18 protein-coding genes are annotated in these 15,886 nt (G+C 63.2%); 5 read left to right on the forward strand and 13 right to left on the reverse strand.

All coding sequences use genetic code 11. The annotated features are described in order from the left end of the window. Positions 1 to 67 precede the first annotated feature (67 nt). Both J5N58_RS10495 and J5N58_RS10500 read right to left on the reverse strand, forming a co-directional pair. Positions 68 to 2,863: a DUF2339 domain-containing protein gene (locus tag J5N58_RS10495; protein ID WP_244710728.1), complete on the reverse strand. Its 2,796-nt coding sequence runs from the start codon at positions 2,861 to 2,863 to the stop codon at positions 68 to 70. Between the two features lie 92 nt (positions 2,864 to 2,955). Further along, complete coding sequence (locus J5N58_RS10500) at positions 2,956 to 3,189, reverse strand: hypothetical protein (protein WP_162757475.1); 234 nt, start codon at positions 3,187 to 3,189, stop codon at positions 2,956 to 2,958. Between J5N58_RS10500 and nadA the strand changes: the two genes are divergently transcribed. From nadA to J5N58_RS10520, 4 genes are all read left to right on the forward strand, one after another. Further along, positions 3,181 to 4,260 (forward strand): quinolinate synthase NadA, encoded by a 1,080-nt coding sequence (nadA, locus tag J5N58_RS10505; protein WP_113438011.1) that lies wholly within the window; start codon positions 3,181 to 3,183, stop codon positions 4,258 to 4,260. The two genes, J5N58_RS10500 and nadA, sit on opposite strands and share 9 nt — an antisense overlap. Positions 4,261 to 4,306: 46 nt before the next feature. Next, on the forward strand, positions 4,307 to 5,905 hold the full coding sequence (locus J5N58_RS10510) for an L-aspartate oxidase (protein WP_112827369.1): 1,599 nt from the start codon (positions 4,307 to 4,309) through the stop codon (positions 5,903 to 5,905). Between the two features lie 17 nt (positions 5,906 to 5,922). Further along, positions 5,923 to 6,828: a carboxylating nicotinate-nucleotide diphosphorylase gene (gene nadC / locus J5N58_RS10515; protein WP_280519945.1), complete on the forward strand. Its 906-nt coding sequence runs from the start codon at positions 5,923 to 5,925 to the stop codon at positions 6,826 to 6,828. 241 nt (positions 6,829 to 7,069) lie between these two features. After that, positions 7,070 to 7,648: an EF-hand domain-containing protein gene (locus tag J5N58_RS10520; protein ID WP_244710730.1), complete on the forward strand. Its 579-nt coding sequence runs from the start codon at positions 7,070 to 7,072 to the stop codon at positions 7,646 to 7,648. Positions 7,649 to 7,690: 42 nt separating this feature from the next. Here the strand turns inward: J5N58_RS10520 and J5N58_RS10525 are convergent, their stop codons facing one another. From J5N58_RS10525 to J5N58_RS10560, 8 genes are all read right to left on the reverse strand, one after another. Beyond that, the gene (locus J5N58_RS10525; RefSeq protein WP_113437912.1) at positions 7,691 to 8,665 is read right to left on the reverse strand and encodes an NUDIX hydrolase; all 975 of its coding nucleotides are present in this window, start codon (positions 8,663 to 8,665) and stop codon (positions 7,691 to 7,693) included. Then, complete coding sequence (locus J5N58_RS10530) at positions 8,662 to 9,198, reverse strand: tyrosine phosphatase family protein (RefSeq protein WP_112827365.1); 537 nt, start codon at positions 9,196 to 9,198, stop codon at positions 8,662 to 8,664. The genes J5N58_RS10525 and J5N58_RS10530 overlap by 4 nt, the downstream gene beginning before the upstream one ends. After that, positions 9,195 to 9,821: a YfbR-like 5'-deoxynucleotidase gene (locus tag J5N58_RS10535; RefSeq protein WP_113437913.1), complete on the reverse strand. Its 627-nt coding sequence runs from the start codon at positions 9,819 to 9,821 to the stop codon at positions 9,195 to 9,197. Before J5N58_RS10535 ends, J5N58_RS10530 begins: the two co-directional genes overlap by 4 nt. A gap of 3 nt (positions 9,822 to 9,824) precedes the next feature. After that, positions 9,825 to 10,664 carry a CAF17-like 4Fe-4S cluster assembly/insertion protein YgfZ gene (gene ygfZ / locus J5N58_RS10540; RefSeq protein ID WP_244710937.1) on the reverse strand — a complete coding sequence of 280 codons (840 nt, stop codon included), beginning with the start codon at positions 10,662 to 10,664 and terminating at the stop codon, positions 9,825 to 9,827. A 124-nt stretch (positions 10,665 to 10,788) separates the two neighbouring features. Then, positions 10,789 to 11,541: a hypothetical protein gene (locus J5N58_RS10545; protein WP_112827363.1), complete on the reverse strand. Its 753-nt coding sequence runs from the start codon at positions 11,539 to 11,541 to the stop codon at positions 10,789 to 10,791. Between the two features lie 20 nt (positions 11,542 to 11,561). Beyond that, positions 11,562 to 11,819 (reverse strand): hypothetical protein, encoded by a 258-nt coding sequence (locus J5N58_RS10550; RefSeq protein WP_112827362.1) that lies wholly within the window; start codon positions 11,817 to 11,819, stop codon positions 11,562 to 11,564. A 93-nt stretch (positions 11,820 to 11,912) separates the two neighbouring features. Beyond that, positions 11,913 to 12,413, reverse strand: a complete 501-nt coding sequence (locus J5N58_RS10555) for a TIGR02301 family protein (protein WP_244710732.1) — start codon at positions 12,411 to 12,413, stop codon at positions 11,913 to 11,915. Further along, complete coding sequence (locus J5N58_RS10560; RefSeq protein ID WP_244710734.1) at positions 12,410 to 12,832, reverse strand: NUDIX hydrolase; 423 nt, start codon at positions 12,830 to 12,832, stop codon at positions 12,410 to 12,412. The genes J5N58_RS10555 and J5N58_RS10560 overlap by 4 nt, the downstream gene beginning before the upstream one ends. Before the next feature lie 161 nt (positions 12,833 to 12,993). Between J5N58_RS10560 and J5N58_RS10565 the strand changes: the two genes are divergently transcribed. Then, the gene (locus tag J5N58_RS10565; protein ID WP_244710736.1) at positions 12,994 to 13,758 is read left to right on the forward strand and encodes an SOS response-associated peptidase; all 765 of its coding nucleotides are present in this window, start codon (positions 12,994 to 12,996) and stop codon (positions 13,756 to 13,758) included. Between the two features lie 6 nt (positions 13,759 to 13,764). Here J5N58_RS10565 and J5N58_RS10570 read toward each other — a convergent pair whose 3' ends face one another. The 3 genes from J5N58_RS10570 to J5N58_RS10580 all read right to left on the reverse strand — a co-directional run bounded on the left by J5N58_RS10570 (position 13,765) and on the right by J5N58_RS10580 (position 15,656). Continuing rightward, positions 13,765 to 13,902 (reverse strand): hypothetical protein, encoded by a 138-nt coding sequence (locus tag J5N58_RS10570; RefSeq protein ID WP_244710738.1) that lies wholly within the window; start codon positions 13,900 to 13,902, stop codon positions 13,765 to 13,767. Positions 13,903 to 14,082: 180 nt separating this feature from the next. Then, on the reverse strand, positions 14,083 to 14,934 hold the full coding sequence (gene pssA / locus J5N58_RS10575) for a CDP-diacylglycerol--serine O-phosphatidyltransferase (RefSeq protein WP_112827358.1): 852 nt from the start codon (positions 14,932 to 14,934) through the stop codon (positions 14,083 to 14,085). 23 nt (positions 14,935 to 14,957) lie between these two features. Further along, a complete protein-coding gene (locus J5N58_RS10580; protein ID WP_112827357.1) occupies positions 14,958 to 15,656 on the reverse strand; it encodes a phosphatidylserine decarboxylase in 699 nt (232 codons plus the stop codon). Positions 15,657 to 15,886 lie beyond the last annotated feature (230 nt).

A 15,886-nucleotide genomic window follows, 5' to 3' on the forward strand; every position in this document is an offset into this window, starting at 1 on the left:
GTGCGCATGGTTAAGTCCGGGCAACCATCGGCTGCCCGGCGGAACTGATCCCCCGGCGACGGTTTCGTCACAACGATGGGTCGGGACCGGCATTCGGCGCCGCTCGGCCGTCCGCTTCTTCCATCTTCCGGCCGTCGCTGAGGATCTTCTGGTAGAAGAGGCCGATGCCGATCAGAACGAAGCCCAGGCCGATAAAGGAAAGAGCCCTCAAAACGCCCTCGAGATTGCTCATGTCGATGAGGAATGCCTTGGCGACGGAAAGCAGCACCAGCACCGCCGAGGCTATCCGGATGCTCTTCGCATGGAAGCGCGAGCCGAGCGCCAGAAGGCCGACGCCGATCGCGAGCCAGACCACCGAATAACTGTAGGTCTCGCCCTGGAGGAAACCCTTCCAGTCGGAGATGAATTCACCCTGCCAGAAGCGGCGGACGGAGAGCGTCGCCCATGCGAAGCCAAGGACTGCGCCGGTGACCGCAAGCATGATAACATAGGGCTGCGGGCGCTTGTCGCGGGCATAATAGGCAAGTCCGCCATAGGCGACCGCCGGCAGCAGGTAGCCGACCAGAAGCAGATTGAAGAATGGCCACGAGCCGGTGCTTTCCCCGCTGAAATAGGGATTGAGCGCGCCGAGATGCAGGAAGAGCACATTCAGTGCCGCAATGCCGCCGGCAAGCATCGAGCCATAGCGGAAGACCGGGCTCGGCGACTTGAGGTCGAGCGTCATCAGCACGCCGGAAAGGCCGGTCAGCAGCAGGGTATAGATGGATTGCTCGCCAAGCGTCGGCACGCTTTCGCTCAGCACGCCGCCATTCATCGCGTGGCGCACGAGGATGGCGAGGGTCAAGAGCCCCATCAGGCTGGCCAGCGCCTGCAGCGCGTTGCGGACCCTCGCCCCCGGCCAGTTCCGCAGCAGATAGGCGGAGAGGATGGCAAGCAGGGCAGGGATGCCATAGCCCGGCAGCAGGGCGTTGAAGACGGGCGTCCTGCCGAGCGATTGCGGTCCGACGACGGTCGGCTCCCAGGCGATGCGGGCGAGAACGGCAAGCGATGCCGCAACCATCATCCATGGCAGGGCGCGCCAGTCGCGCAGGCGCGTCGCCTGCACATAGGCAAAGCCCGCCGCGGCAAGAAGCAGTATCAGCGTCAGGCCGGATGTCAGCGCATTCAACCCGAAGACAAGGGCGAGGAAGGAGCCGGCGACAAGCAGGTCGATGGCAAGCGTCAGGCTCTCACGCCGCCTGCCGCGAACCTGCGCTTCCGCCGAGGCGAGGAGTGCCGCCGCCAGGACGATGCCGTAGAGGCCATGTGCCCAGTCCCTGTTATAGTCGCCGTAGCCGAAATAGCTGATGGCGGCGATAGCAAGGGGAGCCGTCGCCATGATGCCGGCCCAGACCGTTGCAAGAAGCGGATCGCGGTTCCCCTTTCTCTGCAGGAAGAACAGGCCGGCCAGAACGAAGAAGGCGCCGAGGCCAAGCGAGATCGGCATGATATTGACCGTGATGCCGGGGATGGCGACGGCATCGTCCATGGAGTTGCCGAGCATGGCGAGCAGGCTTTCGGCGAGCTGAACCTGCAATGCCGTGCCGAGGATTGCGCCCGTTGCGGCGAGAAGCGCCGGCCACACCATCGAATGCCGTCCGGCGCCGATGCCGGCAAGTGCCGCGGTGAGCGCGGCCATCACATAGAAGGGATCGATGTCGCTTCCGACCGTGGCGATGAGCATTGCGACCGCAGGCAGGATCGTGGCGAAGGAAAGCGTCATCGCCATGCTGAGAGGCGGCCGGGCGAGAACCCGCAAAAATGCACCCGGCGACGGCTCTTCCGGTTGCGGGACGACCTCGAATGCCCGGCCGGGCCAGAGGAAGGCGGAGGCGGCGAGCATGGCGAGCAGCGCAAGGGCAACCGGTGTCAACTCGGCGGGAGGGGCGACCGCCAGATAGAGGAAGGCCCAGCCGCCGAGGCCCAGATTGGCAAGCGCCGGCAGGATGTGCCAGTCGCGGAGCCGCGAGGCGGCGGATGTAGCGACAAGCGAAAGGGTGAGGAAGCCGAACAGTGTCCAAGGGCTCGGCGATGTGCTGGAGACGAGAAGCGGCGTCACCATTGAGCCGGCAAGTCCGAGGCCGGCCAGTGCTTGCCCGTGCATGAGCGATAGCCCAATGGTCGCAAAGGCGACGAATGCGAGAAGCAGGAAGGCGGCAGTCGCGCCGATGAAGCCGTATATGCTATGGGCGGCGTAAATCGCCCCGAACAGGGAAAGCGCCCCGGCGGCAGTGAGGATGCCAGGGATCATCGCATTGGAATAGAGCGCCGCAATCCCCGGCATCGCCTTGCGGCGGATCGCCTCGCCGACGCCGATCAGAGCAAGGCCGAACAGGCTCGCAAGCATCAGGCGCACACCGGGTCCGAGAAGGCCGCTCTCGATGGAATAGCGCACCAGGAAAAGGCCGCCGAGCGCCAGAGCCAGGCCGCCGGTCCAGACGGCCCACCTTGCCCCGAGATAGCTTTCGAGACTTTCCTTCGGCTGTGCGGGCGGCGTCGAGGCCGAGGCTGCGGGGAGGCCTTCCGTCGTCATGGGCTCGGCGACGCTTTCCCCCATGCCTTCGGAGTTCGCAATACCGGACAGTTCAGGCGCCGGTTCGCCCGGCTGTGCTGCTCCAGCCGGTTCCTCCGTTGTCGGGACGGGTTCGCTCGTCGCAGTTCGTGCGGCGGGGACGGCAAGGGCCGCCTCCGGGGAGGTCCGGAAGAGGACAAGCTGTTCCGAAAGCGCGGCCACTTCCTTTTCCAGTCTGTCGATCCGCTTTGCGGTGCCGCGCCGGACAGCGAACAGGATCACCAGCAGAATCAGGAACAGACTTTCGAACATGGGACCTCCCAGCGTCTCTATTCGAGAGAGCGAGACTAGCGTTTTTCCAATGTGACGAAAGGGGGCGCCGTCACATCGTCGGAATCAAGATGTCAAATGGTGCTCCCAAGCATTTGGTTTTTCCTGTTTTTCCAGACGTCTAAAGCGTTTTCTCCGACCGGCGACGACGCAAGATGCGTTCCGATGCGCCTGTGGATATGCTTGCAATCTGTCACAAAACTTTCTAAATCTGCGTCACCGGCATCTGCCGGTTTTCTTTGGGAATATTTATGCTCAAGATGAGCATAAATGCCGTTGGATACGGCAGGGAGGTCGAGATGCAGCATGTCACGCAACCCGGAAACGCGGGCAAGGCGCCGTCGTCGCCGACGGCAGCGGAGCGCTTCGGCGTGCTGGAGCGGCCGGATCTTGCCTATACGCCGGCTGTCGCAAAGGAGACGGCGCATCTCTACGAGCGGGTCAAGGATTTCATTCCGGCGATCGAATGGCCGGTTTTCGCGCCTTACATTCATGCCATCAACCGGCTGAAAAAGGAGCGCGGCGCGGTCATTCTCGCGCATAATTACCAGACGCCGGAGATCTTTCATTGCGTGGCCGACATCAAGGGCGATTCGCTGCAACTGGCGCGTGACGCTACCCGCGTCGATGCCGAGATCATCGTTCAGTGCGGCGTGCACTTCATGGCCGAGACCTCCAAGCTGCTCAACCCGGAAAAGACGGTGCTCATCCCGGACGGGCTTGCCGGCTGCTCGCTGTCGGAATCGATCACCGGCGCCGATGTCCGCGCCCTGAAGGAACGCTATCCCGGCGTGCCGGTGGTGACCTACGTCAACACCTCCGCCGACGTAAAGGCCGAAACCGATATCTGCTGCACTTCGTCCAATGCCGTGGCCGTGGTCGACAGCCTCGAGTCGGACACGGTGCTGTGCATCCCCGACGAATATCTGGCGATGAACGTCGCCAGGAAGACGAAGAAGAAGATCCTCACCTGGAAGGGCCATTGCGAGGTGCATGAGCGCTTCACCGCCGAGGAGCTTCTGGAATACAAGGCCTCCGATCCGTCGATCGAGATCGTTGCCCACCCGGAGTGCCATCCGAGCGTGCTGGCCGTATCCGACTATGCCGGCTCCACCTCGGGCATGATCGATTACGTCAAGACGAAGCGCCCGGGGCGCGTGCTGCTCGTCACCGAATGCTCGATGGCATCGAATATTCAGGCCGAGGTGCCGGACGTCGATTTCGTCAAACCCTGCAATCTCTGTCCGCACATGAAGCGGATCACTCTGCCCAAGATCCTGGACAGCCTTCTGTTCATGACGGAGGAGGTCACCGTCGATCCGGCGATTGCCGGCCGGGCCCGTCTGGCGGTTGAGCGCATGGTGAACCTGAAGAATTAGGTCCGATGAGACAGGAAGGCCGGCGCAGGCCGGAGAAATGTGCCGCATGCCCAGCAATACCGAATCCATTCGCCCTCAATCCTGGCAGGGCATAGACGATATCGTCATCATCGGCGGCGGACTTGCCGGCCTGTTCTGCGCGCTGAAGCTTGCGCCCCGTCCGGTGACGGTTCTCGCCGCTGCCCCCATCGGCTTCGGCGCTTCGTCGGCCTGGGCGCAAGGCGGCATTGCCGCCGCCATGAGCGAGGGCGATACCTTCGACAAGCATCTGGCCGACACTGTCGCCGCCGGTGCCGGCACGGTCGACGAGAAGATGGCCCGCCTGATGATTTCGGAAGGGCCGGACCGCATTCGCGATCTCCTTGCCTATGGCGTTCCCTTCGACCGCGACCTTGAGGGCAAGCTTCTGCTGTCGCGCGAAGCGGCCCATTCCGAGCGACGTATCGTGCGGGTGAAGGGTGACCGCGCCGGCAAGGCGATCATGGAGGCGCTTATCGCCGCCGTGCGCAAGACGCCTTCGATCCGGGTGATGGAAGGTTACGTGGTCGAGGAACTGATTTCCGAGGGTCGCTTCGTCTCCGGTGTCATCGCCCGCCCGGATGCAGGCCAGTCCACGACCCGCGTCGCCTTTCCCGCCCGCGCCGTCGTGCTCTGCTCGGGGGGCGTCGGCCATCTTTATCAAGTCACCACCAATCCGACGGAGGCGCGTGGCGCGGGCGTCGGCATGGCGGCAAGGATCGGAGCCGTAATCGCCGACCCGGAATTCGTGCAGTTTCACCCGACCGCGATTGATATCGGCCGCGATCCGGCTCCGCTGGCGACCGAGGCATTGCGCGGCGACGGTGCGACGCTGGTCAATCGCGCCGGCCATCGTTTCATGACCGATCTGCATCCGGATGCCGAACTTGCCCCCCGCGATGTCGTGGCGCGCGGCGTCTTTGCCGAGGTTCAGGCTGGGCGCGGCGCTTTTCTCGATTGCACCAAGGCGGTCGGTGCGCATTTCCCGGAGCTTTTCCCGACCGTCTATGCCTCCTGCATGGAGGCGGGCATCGATCCGGTGACCCAGCCCATCCCGGTCGCGCCGGCAGTGCATTATCACATGGGCGGTGTGCTGGTGGATGCCGACGGCAAGACCACGATCGATGGCCTTTGGGCAGCGGGCGAGGTCACCTCGACCGGTGTCCACGGCGCCAACCGTCTCGCCTCGAACTCGCTGCTGGAGGCCGTGGTCTTCGCGGCCCGGATCGCCGAGAACATCAAGGGCATGATGCCGGAGCCACGGCTCTACGAATGGCCGAAGAGCGCCGGCGAAAGCGACGATCTGGTGACACTGGAGGATAGCCCCCAGCTTGCGAAACTGCGCCGGTTGATGTCGGCCAATGCCGGCGTCATCCGCACGGGCGAGGGGCTGAAGACGCTCATCCGCGAAATCGTTGCGCTCGAAGAGGAGCGGGGAAGGACCCGTGTCCGCTTCGCCAATATGGCGACGACCGCCAAGCTGATCGCGACCGCCGCCTATCTGCGTGAGGAAAGCCGCGGCGGGCATTACCGTTCGGATTGCCCCGAGCCGCGCGAGGCCTTCCGCCACCGGACCTTCATCACCTTGAAGGATGCCGACCGTATCGCCGCCGAACTTGTCGGTTGAACCCAAGGATACCTGCCATGATCGAGCCCTTTCGCCCCGTTCTCTCGCCGCTGATGGTCGAGGATATCGTCAAGGCCGCGCTTCTGGAGGATCTTGGCCGCGCCGGCGATATCACCACCTATGCCACCATCGGGCCGGAGAAGACCGCGAAAGCGGCTCTCAACAGTCGTGAGGACGGCGTGCTCGCCGGCATCGAACTTGCGCGCGCCGCCTTCCGCCTCATCGATCCGGCGGTTGTCTTCACGGCGCTGGTGTCCGATGGCGACCGGGTCGCTCCGGGCACCCCGCTGATCCGCGTCGAGGGACCTGCGCGCTCCATCCTTTCGGCCGAACGGGTGGCGCTGAATTTCCTGATGCATCTTTCCGGCATCGCCACCTACACGGCGCGCTTCGCCGCCGAGATCGCCCACACACGGGCCCGCGTCACCTGCACCCGCAAGACCCTGCCGGGCCTTCGCGCCGTGGAAAAATACGCCGTCCGGCTGGGCGGCGGTTCCAACCACCGGTTCGGGCTCGATGACGCCATTCTCATCAAGGACAACCATATCGCGGTTTCAGGCGGCGTCGATCGGGCAATCCACGCCGCCCGCGCCTATGCCGGCCACCTCGTCAAGATCGAGGTCGAAGTCGACAATCTCGACCAGATGCGCGAAGCGCTTGCGGCGCGGCCGGATGCCATATTGCTGGATAACATGGGGCCTGAACTGCTGCGCGAGGCGGTGGAAATCAACCGTGCGCATGGTGGACTTGCGGAGATGGACTACGCGGCCGCAGTCGGCCGTGTGGCGCTGGAGGCCTCGGGCAATGTCAACATCCACACGATCCGCGGGATTGCGGAAACCGGGGTCGATTACATCTCGACATCCAAGATCACCATGGCCGCACCCACCCTCGATATAGGCCTGGATGTCGAAATCGACTGATGAATGTTATTTTTTCGTGACAATTCCGGCTGTTTATGACAACTGGATCTTTTTGGCGCTTGCAAAATATTGAATAATTTTCAATGGTTTGAAGATTTTTTGAAGATGCGTTGACTAGTTGTTGTAGATAATTATTGGCTTTTGACCGGCTGGCGCGAATCCCTTACGCCGGGACATCCCTGCGATTTTGTATTGCGTACTGAGGATACAGACACTTTCCAAGCATATTATGGAGGTTTGTATGACCAGTATTTCCTCGCCGCTTGCCGGCTCAAGCCCTTATTCCACTTCACTGAGTTACCTCGACACCAATGGCGATGGCGTGGTGAGCGCCGATGAGGCGGCGGCTGGGGCCGAGAGCCGGCGCAGCCAGGACCCGACGGTGGAAAGCGACAATGCCGCAACCGGTGTCGCTTCCCAGGTCACCGGCGGCGTCATGGCCATGCTCCTTTCGGGATCTGACGACGGCGGTTTCGAGGACAAGCCGTCCGCGAAGGATTTGTTCACGGCCATGGATGCGGATGGCGACGGTATCGTGACGGAGACCGAATTCGTTGCCGGCCGGCCGGAGGATATGAGCGAGGAAGAGGCGGCCGCGCTCTTTGCCGAGCTCGATACGGAGGGAGCGGGTTCACTCAGCGAGAGCCAGTTCGTGACGGCGATGGAGGCGAACAGGCCCGAAGGTCCTGACGATGAGGATGGCGACACCGTCAGCCTGCTGGATGTTCTTTCGGAGATGCAGTCGGTCATTGCCGCCTATCAGGCCAATGCCGGGGATGAACCGGACGATACCGAAACGGTTCTGCAGGTCACGATCTGATCTCCGCTTCGGGCCGGTGCCGGCTGCTCTATCAAACGTCGTTCAGCGGCCGCCGACCTTCAATCCGGGGGCGGGGCGTTCCTCCAGGATCTGCCGGCGGAAGCGGAAAAGGGCCGCCGGCCGGCCGCCGGTCGCGGCCTGTGTGCCGCCCGTCGGTTCGACCAGCTCCGCGCCTTCGACCAGACGACGGAAGTTCTGCTTGTGCAGATGGCGACCGGAGATCGCCTCTACCGTCGACTGGAGTTCCGTCAGGGTGAATTCGGGCGGCATCAGTTCGAACACCACCGGGCGATACTTGATCTTGCCGCGAAGCCGGGCAAGCGCGGTTGCGGCGATCCGGCGGTGATCGAAGCGCATCGGCGTACCGAGCGGCACGGCAACACGGCGTGTCGCGACCCGCTCGTCCAGCACGGCCTCCTCGATCAGTCCCGCTTCGTAAAGCAGTTCATAGCGCTCCAGAACCCGTTCCTCGTCGAACGGGAAGTCGTCGAGGCCGAAGGCGAGCTTCAACCGGGAGCGGCGAGAGGGCCGCATCGTATCGGTGTCCTCAACCGGAGCTTCGTCAGCCCATTCCGAAAGGGCGGGCAGGATCACCTGATCGAGGATGGCGGGCCGCCCATGGCGCCAGTCCTCCCAGGGGAGATAGCCGTACCAGTCGCGCCAGTGAACGCCGGCCGCATGCAGGCTGTCCCGGCGGGAGGGGTCCATGCGGGTCAGCGCCAGATAACCGACGGACACCACATGCAGCCCGCTCTCGCCCGGCATCCTGTGGCGACCCTGGTCGCCGAAGGTGTAGAGCTGCTCGATATAGCCCATGTGCAGCGCCGTCTGGTTGGTGACGGTCGTGCGCAGCGACACCTCCATCGTCCGGTGCCGGGAGGGATCGAACGGGCCGAAGGGCAGGGCCTCCAGCGGGTTCGACGGATCGCTGACGACGAGCAGGCGCGGACTGCGGTCGGCCACGGCGACGATTGCCGCATTGAGACCGATCTCGATTGCCGCCGGCCCCTCGGTCATCGTGCGATGTCCGCTTCTGCTGGAAGGGTGAGGGTAAACGGCGCGTTGCCGTCGGCATCCGCTCCGCGCCCGATTGTCTTGACGGCGCGAACCAGCGCGCCGCCGCGCCCGAGAAGATCGTCGCCGATCTCGACCAGTCTGGCATTGGGCGTGGCATAGGGGGAGGCCGCTCGAAGCCGACGTACCAGAAGATCGTCGGCTTCGTCCGGGGCGACGGCGAGGCTTGCAATCAGCGCGGCCGCAGGCGAGCGCGATACGCCCATCCAACAATGGATGAGGAGGGGTGAGGCGCGATCCCACGAGCGGGTGAAATCGATGATCTCGCGCACATGGGCCTCCTGCGGCGCGACCAGATTGCCGGTTCCGGCAAAGCTGATGTCGTTCATCCCGAGTTTCAGGTGGCGTTCTTTCGCAATCACCGCGGGCCGGTGAAAATCCTGTCCCTCGGCTATCAGGCTAATCATCTCCCGCGCCTTGTGGCGAACGGCCATTTCGGCGATGCGGGACAGGGGCGCAACCACGATGTAGCTCATCTCGCCACCTTCGCACCCGGCAGGCGGGCCGCCTCTATATCCTCGAAACGCCGCAGGAAAAGCGCCTGCGCCTGGTATGCCGGCAGCGGTTCTATCGCCAGGCTTTCGCGGGTGATGCCCCGGGGCTGGCCAAAGAATTTCCGCGCCTCCGTCTCCGAAAAGCCCGCAAGCCCGGTGGCTTCGAAATAGGCCGAGACACGGTCCGCCTTCTTGATGAGATCCTTGAGGGTCGGAGCCGCATGGGGCGGCAGCGCAAAGCGCAGGTGGATCGCCGCCTCGAGCCGCTTCTCGACCTTTTCATAACCGCCGCCGACGACGGCCTTGAAGGGGGAAATCATGTCGCCGATCACATATTCCGGCGCATCGTGCAGCAGCGCCATCAACAGCTCGTCGGCCGTCGCCTTCGGATTGCAGCGCCGGAAAATATCCTCGACGATCAGGCTGTGCTGGGCGACGGAAAAGGCGTGATCGCCCGATGTCTGGCCGTTCCAGCGGGCAACGCGGGCCAGCCCGTGGGCGATATCGGTAATTTCCACGTCAAGCGGCGACGGGTCGAGGAGATCGAGCCTGCGGCCGGACAGCATTCGCTGCCAGGCACGACCCGAAGTGTCGCCTACCGCCATGGCTCAGGCCTCCTCCGAGGCACTTGTCGGAAAGGTGAGCCCCGTCCATGCGGGAAGGGCAAGGGTGACCGGCCTGCCATCGGCAAGGATGTCGGCGCCGGCCGCCATGGCTTCTCCGGCACGGTCGACGCGCACGATGGCGAGGCCGCGACTGCCGGCGACCGTTCCGAGCGCCCCGGCCGGTTTTCCTTGCGCCACCAGTTCCGTGCCGGTCGCCGGCAATGTTCCTTCGCCGCTGACGATCACCACCCTGCGGCGGGCGGTGCCGCGATGCTGCATCCGCGAGACCACTTCCTGCCCGACATAGCAGCCTTTCTTGAACGAGACGCCGCCTGAAAGATCGAGCAGGACGTCATGCGGAAAGGCATCCTGAAGGGCGTAATCGCTGCCGGACTCCGCAATGCCGGACAGAACGCGCAGCGCATCGTAACCGGTGGCATTGTGTGCGCCATGTTCGCCCGGCTGACGCGTCAGCGCCACGCCGGCGCGGGCAAAGCGATAGTCGGCGGCGCCACCGTCTGCGATGTCCTCGCCCCAGGAAACGGTGACGCCTGCTTGCTGCGCGCCGGCAATCTCGACCGCGGCCCTGAGCTTGTACATGGAAAGGCGCCTTATCAGCCCGTCCTGCTGGGATGACGCCGTCTCCAGGACGAAAGCGTTCCCATCGCGCGAGATCAGGAAGTCGAAGAGGATCTTGCCCTGCGGGGTCAGCAGCGCGCCCGGACGGGCCTCGCCGGCCGGCAAGGCCTCGATGTCGGTGGTAATCAGGTTCTGCAGGAAATGTTCGGCGTCCGCTCCGCCGATACGGATAAGCGTGCGGTCGTGCAGGAAGGCGGCTGGCATCGTCATCCCAATCCCGGTTGTTCGTTACAGGATGCTGTAGAACATCGGGCCGGAAAAGGGAATCGTTTCCATCGGTGGCGACGGATGCGATCCACGGGAATGGCGGTGGATATGACGGCCGGCCTCAGTCGCCGGCCGTGAAGAACTTCCATTTTCCATCGGGCGCAATTCCGACACGGAAGAAATTGTAGTTGCCGTATTCCTGCATGTCCGCGAAGTCGCCGGCCGTGACGATGCGCAGCAACTCCACCTTTTCCGGCGGTGTCAGCGAGGTCAGCGGCTTTTCGGCGAAGTAGGGCCAGACATAGGCTTCCTCCGGTGTGCCGGCATCGACATGCACGAAACCGGTGGAAAGCACGTCGATCAGGATCGCCAAAATCTCTATTCCGTCGTCGTCGCCGGAAAGGCCTTTCAGCGCCGTGATCGGATCGGCCTTGTCGTCCTCCATCAGGATCTGAGTCTGGTCGGGGCCGGGATTGAGGAAGGGACGAAGCCGTTCGATATCGCCGGACGCCGCGGCCTCGATCAACTGTTCGCGCAGGTGGCGAACCGGTTCCGGAGCCTTCGTGATGTCGTAGATGACCTCCGGCGGCGGCGCTTCGACGCCGGCGTCATCCTGTTGCTGCTTGTTGATAAGGGGATCGGGTGAGGGAATGCCGGGCAGCGCCTCGTCCGCAGGCGCTTCGGTTTCCGGCGCCGGTTGCTGCTCCTGTGCGGGCTGGCCTTCTTCGGATTGCTCAGGGCTGGGGGCCGGCAATTCCTTGATGTCCGACAGCGCCATCGCCGCGCCGTCCCAAAACAACGTTGCCGATAGCGCCGTCGACATGGCAATCATGGCCGCAAGGCCGTTGCGCCTGACTCTACGTCCGATATGCATCGTCCGTCCTCTGGAATCTGTTATTGTACGCGCCGCTCGGGAGAGAATTCGCCGGCCAGCATGCGGCTTCGCAACGAATCGAGGATAGCCTCGGCGCCGTCCTCGCCATGGATGCGGATCGTCTCGCGCATGGCGAGCGCAAAGGCGGCATCCGCAATGATCTCGGGCTCGATGCCATCGGCCATGCCGTCGGCCCAGGCTTCGTTCTGGTATTCCAGCGCAGCCTGCATCTTCTCGTGTACGATCATGTCGTCGATCTCGTTGCGGCGCGGTTCCATGGCTCTTACTCTAGTCCTTACTCACCTGTTAACAACTTTAGCAGCCTTTTGCCGAAACGACACGGCTGCAAGGCAAAACAGGTTAATTAATCGTTAATTTCCGAAGCGCGAGGCAATTTCGACGGCGAGTGTTGCCCCTTCGTTACGGTAATTCTCCTCTGCCGTGACCGCAGCCGGGGTACAGGTCGTGTAAACAGAGGCGAAAGATCTGTAGCCGCGGTTGTAAGCGGCGATCATTCGCGCCTTTCGCTTCGGTTCCGTCGCCGTCTCCGAATCGATAAGCTTCTGCATGGCGTCGCGCCACTCGGGTTCGCCCTTTTCGATGCAGAGATTGCGCAGGTAGTGGACTGCTCCCATGATCTCGGAAAGGCGGGCGAGGCGATCGTCATAAGGCGCTGGCTTTTCCTCCGGCGCTGCCGTTTCGGCCGGTTTTGCCTGCGCATCCTTGTCCTGCGCCGCGACAGGCGCCGTTTCGAAGCAGGGGAAGGAGGCCAGAAGAAGTACGGCCAAGGCAGTCTTCAGGCGAAAGAGTGTACGGGCCGGCCAGCTAGCGCCGCCAGGACGGACTGAGCGAAGGATGCGGTCGTTGGTCATCCGCGCTTCTCCCATTCCGCCGCCAAACGTTCGACGCAGGCCCTCACACTTGGCGGCACGGGCAGGGAGTAAATCTCCTCCGGCAGGAACCAGCCGGCTTCTGCCGCATCGCTGTCGGCCTGCGCCGATGTTTCCGTATCGGCGTCGAGGCAGAAGACCGAAAGAAGAAAATGGCTTCCGGGTACGCCATCTTCCGGCAGCAGTTCCACCTCCTCGAAGAGCCGCGGATTGCGGCCCTGAAGCCCGGTCTCCTCCAGAAGTTCGCGGATAGCGGTTTCCTCCGGCGTTTCGCCCGGTTCGGCGCGTCCGCCGGGGAAGGCGAAAAGATCGGCTGCGGGGGGATTCATGCGCCTCACGAGCAGGATGCGGCCATCCCGTTCTACGATGGCTGATGAGGCGAGGCGGGGCTGGCTCGGCATTGGCAATCGTGTCTCTGCGTCTCGCTGGGATCTGCTGTGGGAGGGATTCGCGCCGCTCGGCGCATCAAAGGGAATATCGGGGTATTCGGTCTGGGCCGCAAGGGACTTACTGCGCATCCTGCGCCTTGACCGCCTGTCGCGCGGCTGGCATGGATCGCTGCATGTGTGGACGCTTTTCACTGACGGCAAAGCCCGACGATGTCCGCGAAGCCTTCGGGCTCGTGGAGCTCGAGGGCTTTCCCGCCCGCTACAACATAGCCCCTACGCAGCCCATTCTCGTGATCGTTGCGAGCGACCGGCGGGAGCCGGGCAGCAATCTGCCGGAGAGGCAGGCGATGCTGGTGCGCTGGGGTTTCATGCCCTCCTGGGTCAAGGACCCCAGGGATTTTCCGCTGCTTATCAATGCACGCTCGGAAACGGCGATCGGCAAGGCGTCGTTTCGCGCAGCGATGCGCCACCGCCGCGTGCTGGTTCCCGCCTCCGGCTTCTATGAATGGCATCGTCCCGGAAAGGAAAGCGGCGAGGCATCCCAGGCCTACTGGATACGACCGCGCCACGGACGATGCGTCGCCTTTGCCGGCCTGATGGAGACATGGTCGTCAGCAGACGGTTCCGAAGTGGATACGGCTGCAATCCTGACCGTGGCCGCCAACCGCATCATCGGCCGCATTCACGACCGCATGCCGGTCGTCATTAACCCTGAGGATTACACGCGCTGGCTCGACTGCAAATCCGGCGAGCCGCGCGACGTGGCCGATCTGATGGTTCCGGCGAAAGAGGATTTCTTCGAGGCGGTGCCCGTTTCAAGTCTTGTCAACAAGGTCGCCAATACCGGTCCCGAGATCCAGGAACCGGTGGGTGACAGTCTTCAACCGGCAACAGTGCCGGCGCCCAGGGCGAAACCTGACCAGCTCAGTCTTTTTTGACGGAGCTCAGGCAAGTCGCTTGGCGGGCTTGCGCTTCAGCATCAGCGCGGCGGCGAGAACCGCCTTCAGGCCGAGAGGCCGGTAATGGGAATCCAGATTGCTGGCCGGAGGCTTCCCCTCGGTGGAAGTCTTCTTCTTTTTCATGACATGCTCCTGTGGTGTTTCCTGATGTCTTTGTCTTTTTTTATTTTTTGCTCTGTCTGAGCAGATCATGACAAAAACGTGACGCTTTCCATGACGCAAATCAAATTTGGTCAATGTCAACCATATTTCGCGATTGGCCTTCGCGGAAAACGTCAGGGAGCGGGAGCGGTTTCGCTGGGCTCAAAGACCGCGATCGATCTCGGAAAGGCCGCTTTCGTGGCCTTCTTCGCCGATGGTGAGCGTACCGTAGCGGCGGTGCCATGCCCTTGCGCCGAAGGGCAGGGACAGGAGATAGGCAAGCACGGTGAGGGAAAGGACCTCGAAGGTGAAGCTCATCAGAAGGGCGACGTAAAGCACGACGCCGAGAATCATCGGCAGCACCAGGTCGCGCCGGATGCGGCTCGTCTCCGACTTGCCGGACCAGACCGGCAGGCGGCTGACCAGAAGATAGCCGATCAGCACGGTGTAGACTGCACCGGCATAGGCGACCGGGGCCGTCGGCGGTACGCCGAGAAAACCCAGATATACGGGCAGCAACACCAGCAAAGCTCCAGCCGGCGCCGGCACGCCGACGAAATATTCGGACTGCCAGGGCGCCTTGGTCTCGCGTTCGGCCATGACGTTGAAGCGAGCCAGCCGGAGGCCTGCGGCGATGGCATACATCAAGGCCGCAATCCAGCCGAGCGAGCGGGCCTGATCGAGCAGGAACACGTAAAGCACGAGCGCCGGGGCGACACCGAAGTTCACGATGTCCGCCAGCGAGTCCATCTGCGCGCCGAACTTGGATGTCGCCTTCATCATGCGGGCGATCCGGCCGTCTATGCCGTCAAGGAAGGCAGCCGCCAGCACCATCGTCACGGCGAGTTCATAGCGGTTTTCGAAGGCCAGCCGGATGCCGGTGAGGCCGGCACAGATGGCAAGCACCGTAATCAGGTTCGGAATCACCAGGCGGAGCGGGATTTCCCGAAGCCGGGGCCCACGCAAACCGTCATCCTTGACCGTGCCATCGGGCTGCTGCTGTGCTGTCTGCATATGCCTTGCTCCTCGCGGCGCGCTCAGCTTCGCCGGCTGACGACCGGACCCTTGGAGGAGCCGAATTCGGCAATTACGGTTTCGCCGGCGATGGCCGTCTGGCCGAGGGCCACGCGCGGTTCAGCCCCTGCCGGCAGGAACACATCGAGACGCGATCCGAAGCGGATCAGGCCGAAGCGTTCGCCGGCGTCCAGCGGCTCGTTGGGATGGGTCCAGCAGACGATGCGGCGCGCCACGAAGCCCGCAATCTGCACGACACCGATCTCGCCATGGGTGCTTTCGATCACGAGGCCGTTGCGCTCGTTTTCCAGGCTCGCCTTGTCGAGTTCGGCGTTCAGGAAGCTGCCTTCGCGATAGGCCACGTTGATGACGCGGCCGCGCACCGGAGCGCGGTTCACATGGCAGTTGAAGACGTTCATGAAGATCGAGATGCGCAGCATGGCTTCGTTGCCGAGGCCGAGTTCCTCGGGCGGCGTCACCATCTGGATCGCCGAAACCCGGCCATCCGCAGGGCTGATGACCAGATCGTCGTCCTGCGGCGTCACGCGCTCCGGATCGCGGAAAAAATAGGCGCACCAGAGCGTCAGCACCATGCCGACCCAGAACAGCGGTTCGAAAATCCAGCCAAGGATGAGCGAGGCCACAAAGAATGCGGCAACGAAAGGATAGCCTTCCTTATGTACCGGTACGATGGTCTTACGAATGCTCTCGAACAGATCCATGATTACCTCGTTTCATCGCTTCATTGATATCCGGTCCGCCGGGGTTGCTCCGGGAGTGCCGAAACAAGCGCGCGAACGTCTGATAGTGGCTGCTGACTACTCCGAAAGCGCTTCCGGGGCAATGCTTGCGACCATCAAAGCTTGTTCGTGTGACACTTGGATCGCCGCTCGAAGGCGAGTCGACGCTGCGTGCTGCACTGCCGCAAACTTGGTGGTTCGTGCACTTTCCG

Source organism: Paenirhizobium cremeum (assembly GCF_022884085.1).
GTDB lineage: Bacteria > Pseudomonadota > Alphaproteobacteria > Rhizobiales > Rhizobiaceae > Allorhizobium > Allorhizobium cremeum.

What these genes read in the sequence shown, in the direction of transcription:
- J5N58_RS10495 (WP_244710728.1), bottom strand. Translation starts at nt 2,863, where the DNA reads ATGTTCGAAAGTCTGTTCCTGATTCTGCTGGTGATCCTGTTCGCTGTC.
- nadC (WP_280519945.1), top strand. Translation starts at nt 5,923, where the DNA reads ATGATCGAGCCCTTTCGCCCCGTTCTCTCGCCGCTGATGGTCGAGGAT.
- pssA (WP_112827358.1), bottom strand. Translation starts at nt 14,934, where the DNA reads ATGCAGACAGCACAGCAGCAGCCCGATGGCACGGTCAAGGATGACGGT.
- J5N58_RS10580 (WP_112827357.1), bottom strand. Translation starts at nt 15,656, where the DNA reads ATGGATCTGTTCGAGAGCATTCGTAAGACCATCGTACCGGTACATAAG.
- nadA (WP_113438011.1), top strand. Translation starts at nt 3,181, where the DNA reads ATGCAGCATGTCACGCAACCCGGAAACGCGGGCAAGGCGCCGTCGTCG.
- J5N58_RS10525 (WP_113437912.1), bottom strand. Translation starts at nt 8,665, where the DNA reads ATGACCGAGGGGCCGGCGGCAATCGAGATCGGTCTCAATGCGGCAATC.
- J5N58_RS10510 (WP_112827369.1), top strand. Translation starts at nt 4,307, where the DNA reads ATGCCCAGCAATACCGAATCCATTCGCCCTCAATCCTGGCAGGGCATA.
- J5N58_RS10545 (WP_112827363.1), bottom strand. Translation starts at nt 11,541, where the DNA reads ATGCATATCGGACGTAGAGTCAGGCGCAACGGCCTTGCGGCCATGATT.
- J5N58_RS10535 (WP_113437913.1), bottom strand. Translation starts at nt 9,821, where the DNA reads ATGGCGGTAGGCGACACTTCGGGTCGTGCCTGGCAGCGAATGCTGTCC.
- J5N58_RS10520 (WP_244710730.1), top strand. Translation starts at nt 7,070, where the DNA reads ATGACCAGTATTTCCTCGCCGCTTGCCGGCTCAAGCCCTTATTCCACT.
- J5N58_RS10555 (WP_244710732.1), bottom strand. Translation starts at nt 12,413, where the DNA reads ATGACCAACGACCGCATCCTTCGCTCAGTCCGTCCTGGCGGCGCTAGC.
- ygfZ (WP_244710937.1), bottom strand. Translation starts at nt 10,664, where the DNA reads ATGCCAGCCGCCTTCCTGCACGACCGCACGCTTATCCGTATCGGCGGA.
- J5N58_RS10570 (WP_244710738.1), bottom strand. Translation starts at nt 13,902, where the DNA reads ATGAAAAAGAAGAAGACTTCCACCGAGGGGAAGCCTCCGGCCAGCAAT.
- J5N58_RS10530 (WP_112827365.1), bottom strand. Translation starts at nt 9,198, where the DNA reads ATGAGCTACATCGTGGTTGCGCCCCTGTCCCGCATCGCCGAAATGGCC.
- J5N58_RS10550 (WP_112827362.1), bottom strand. Translation starts at nt 11,819, where the DNA reads ATGGAACCGCGCCGCAACGAGATCGACGACATGATCGTACACGAGAAG.
- J5N58_RS10500 (WP_162757475.1), bottom strand. Translation starts at nt 3,189, where the DNA reads ATGCTGCATCTCGACCTCCCTGCCGTATCCAACGGCATTTATGCTCAT.
- J5N58_RS10565 (WP_244710736.1), top strand. Translation starts at nt 12,994, where the DNA reads ATGTGTGGACGCTTTTCACTGACGGCAAAGCCCGACGATGTCCGCGAA.
- J5N58_RS10560 (WP_244710734.1), bottom strand. Translation starts at nt 12,832, where the DNA reads ATGCCGAGCCAGCCCCGCCTCGCCTCATCAGCCATCGTAGAACGGGAT.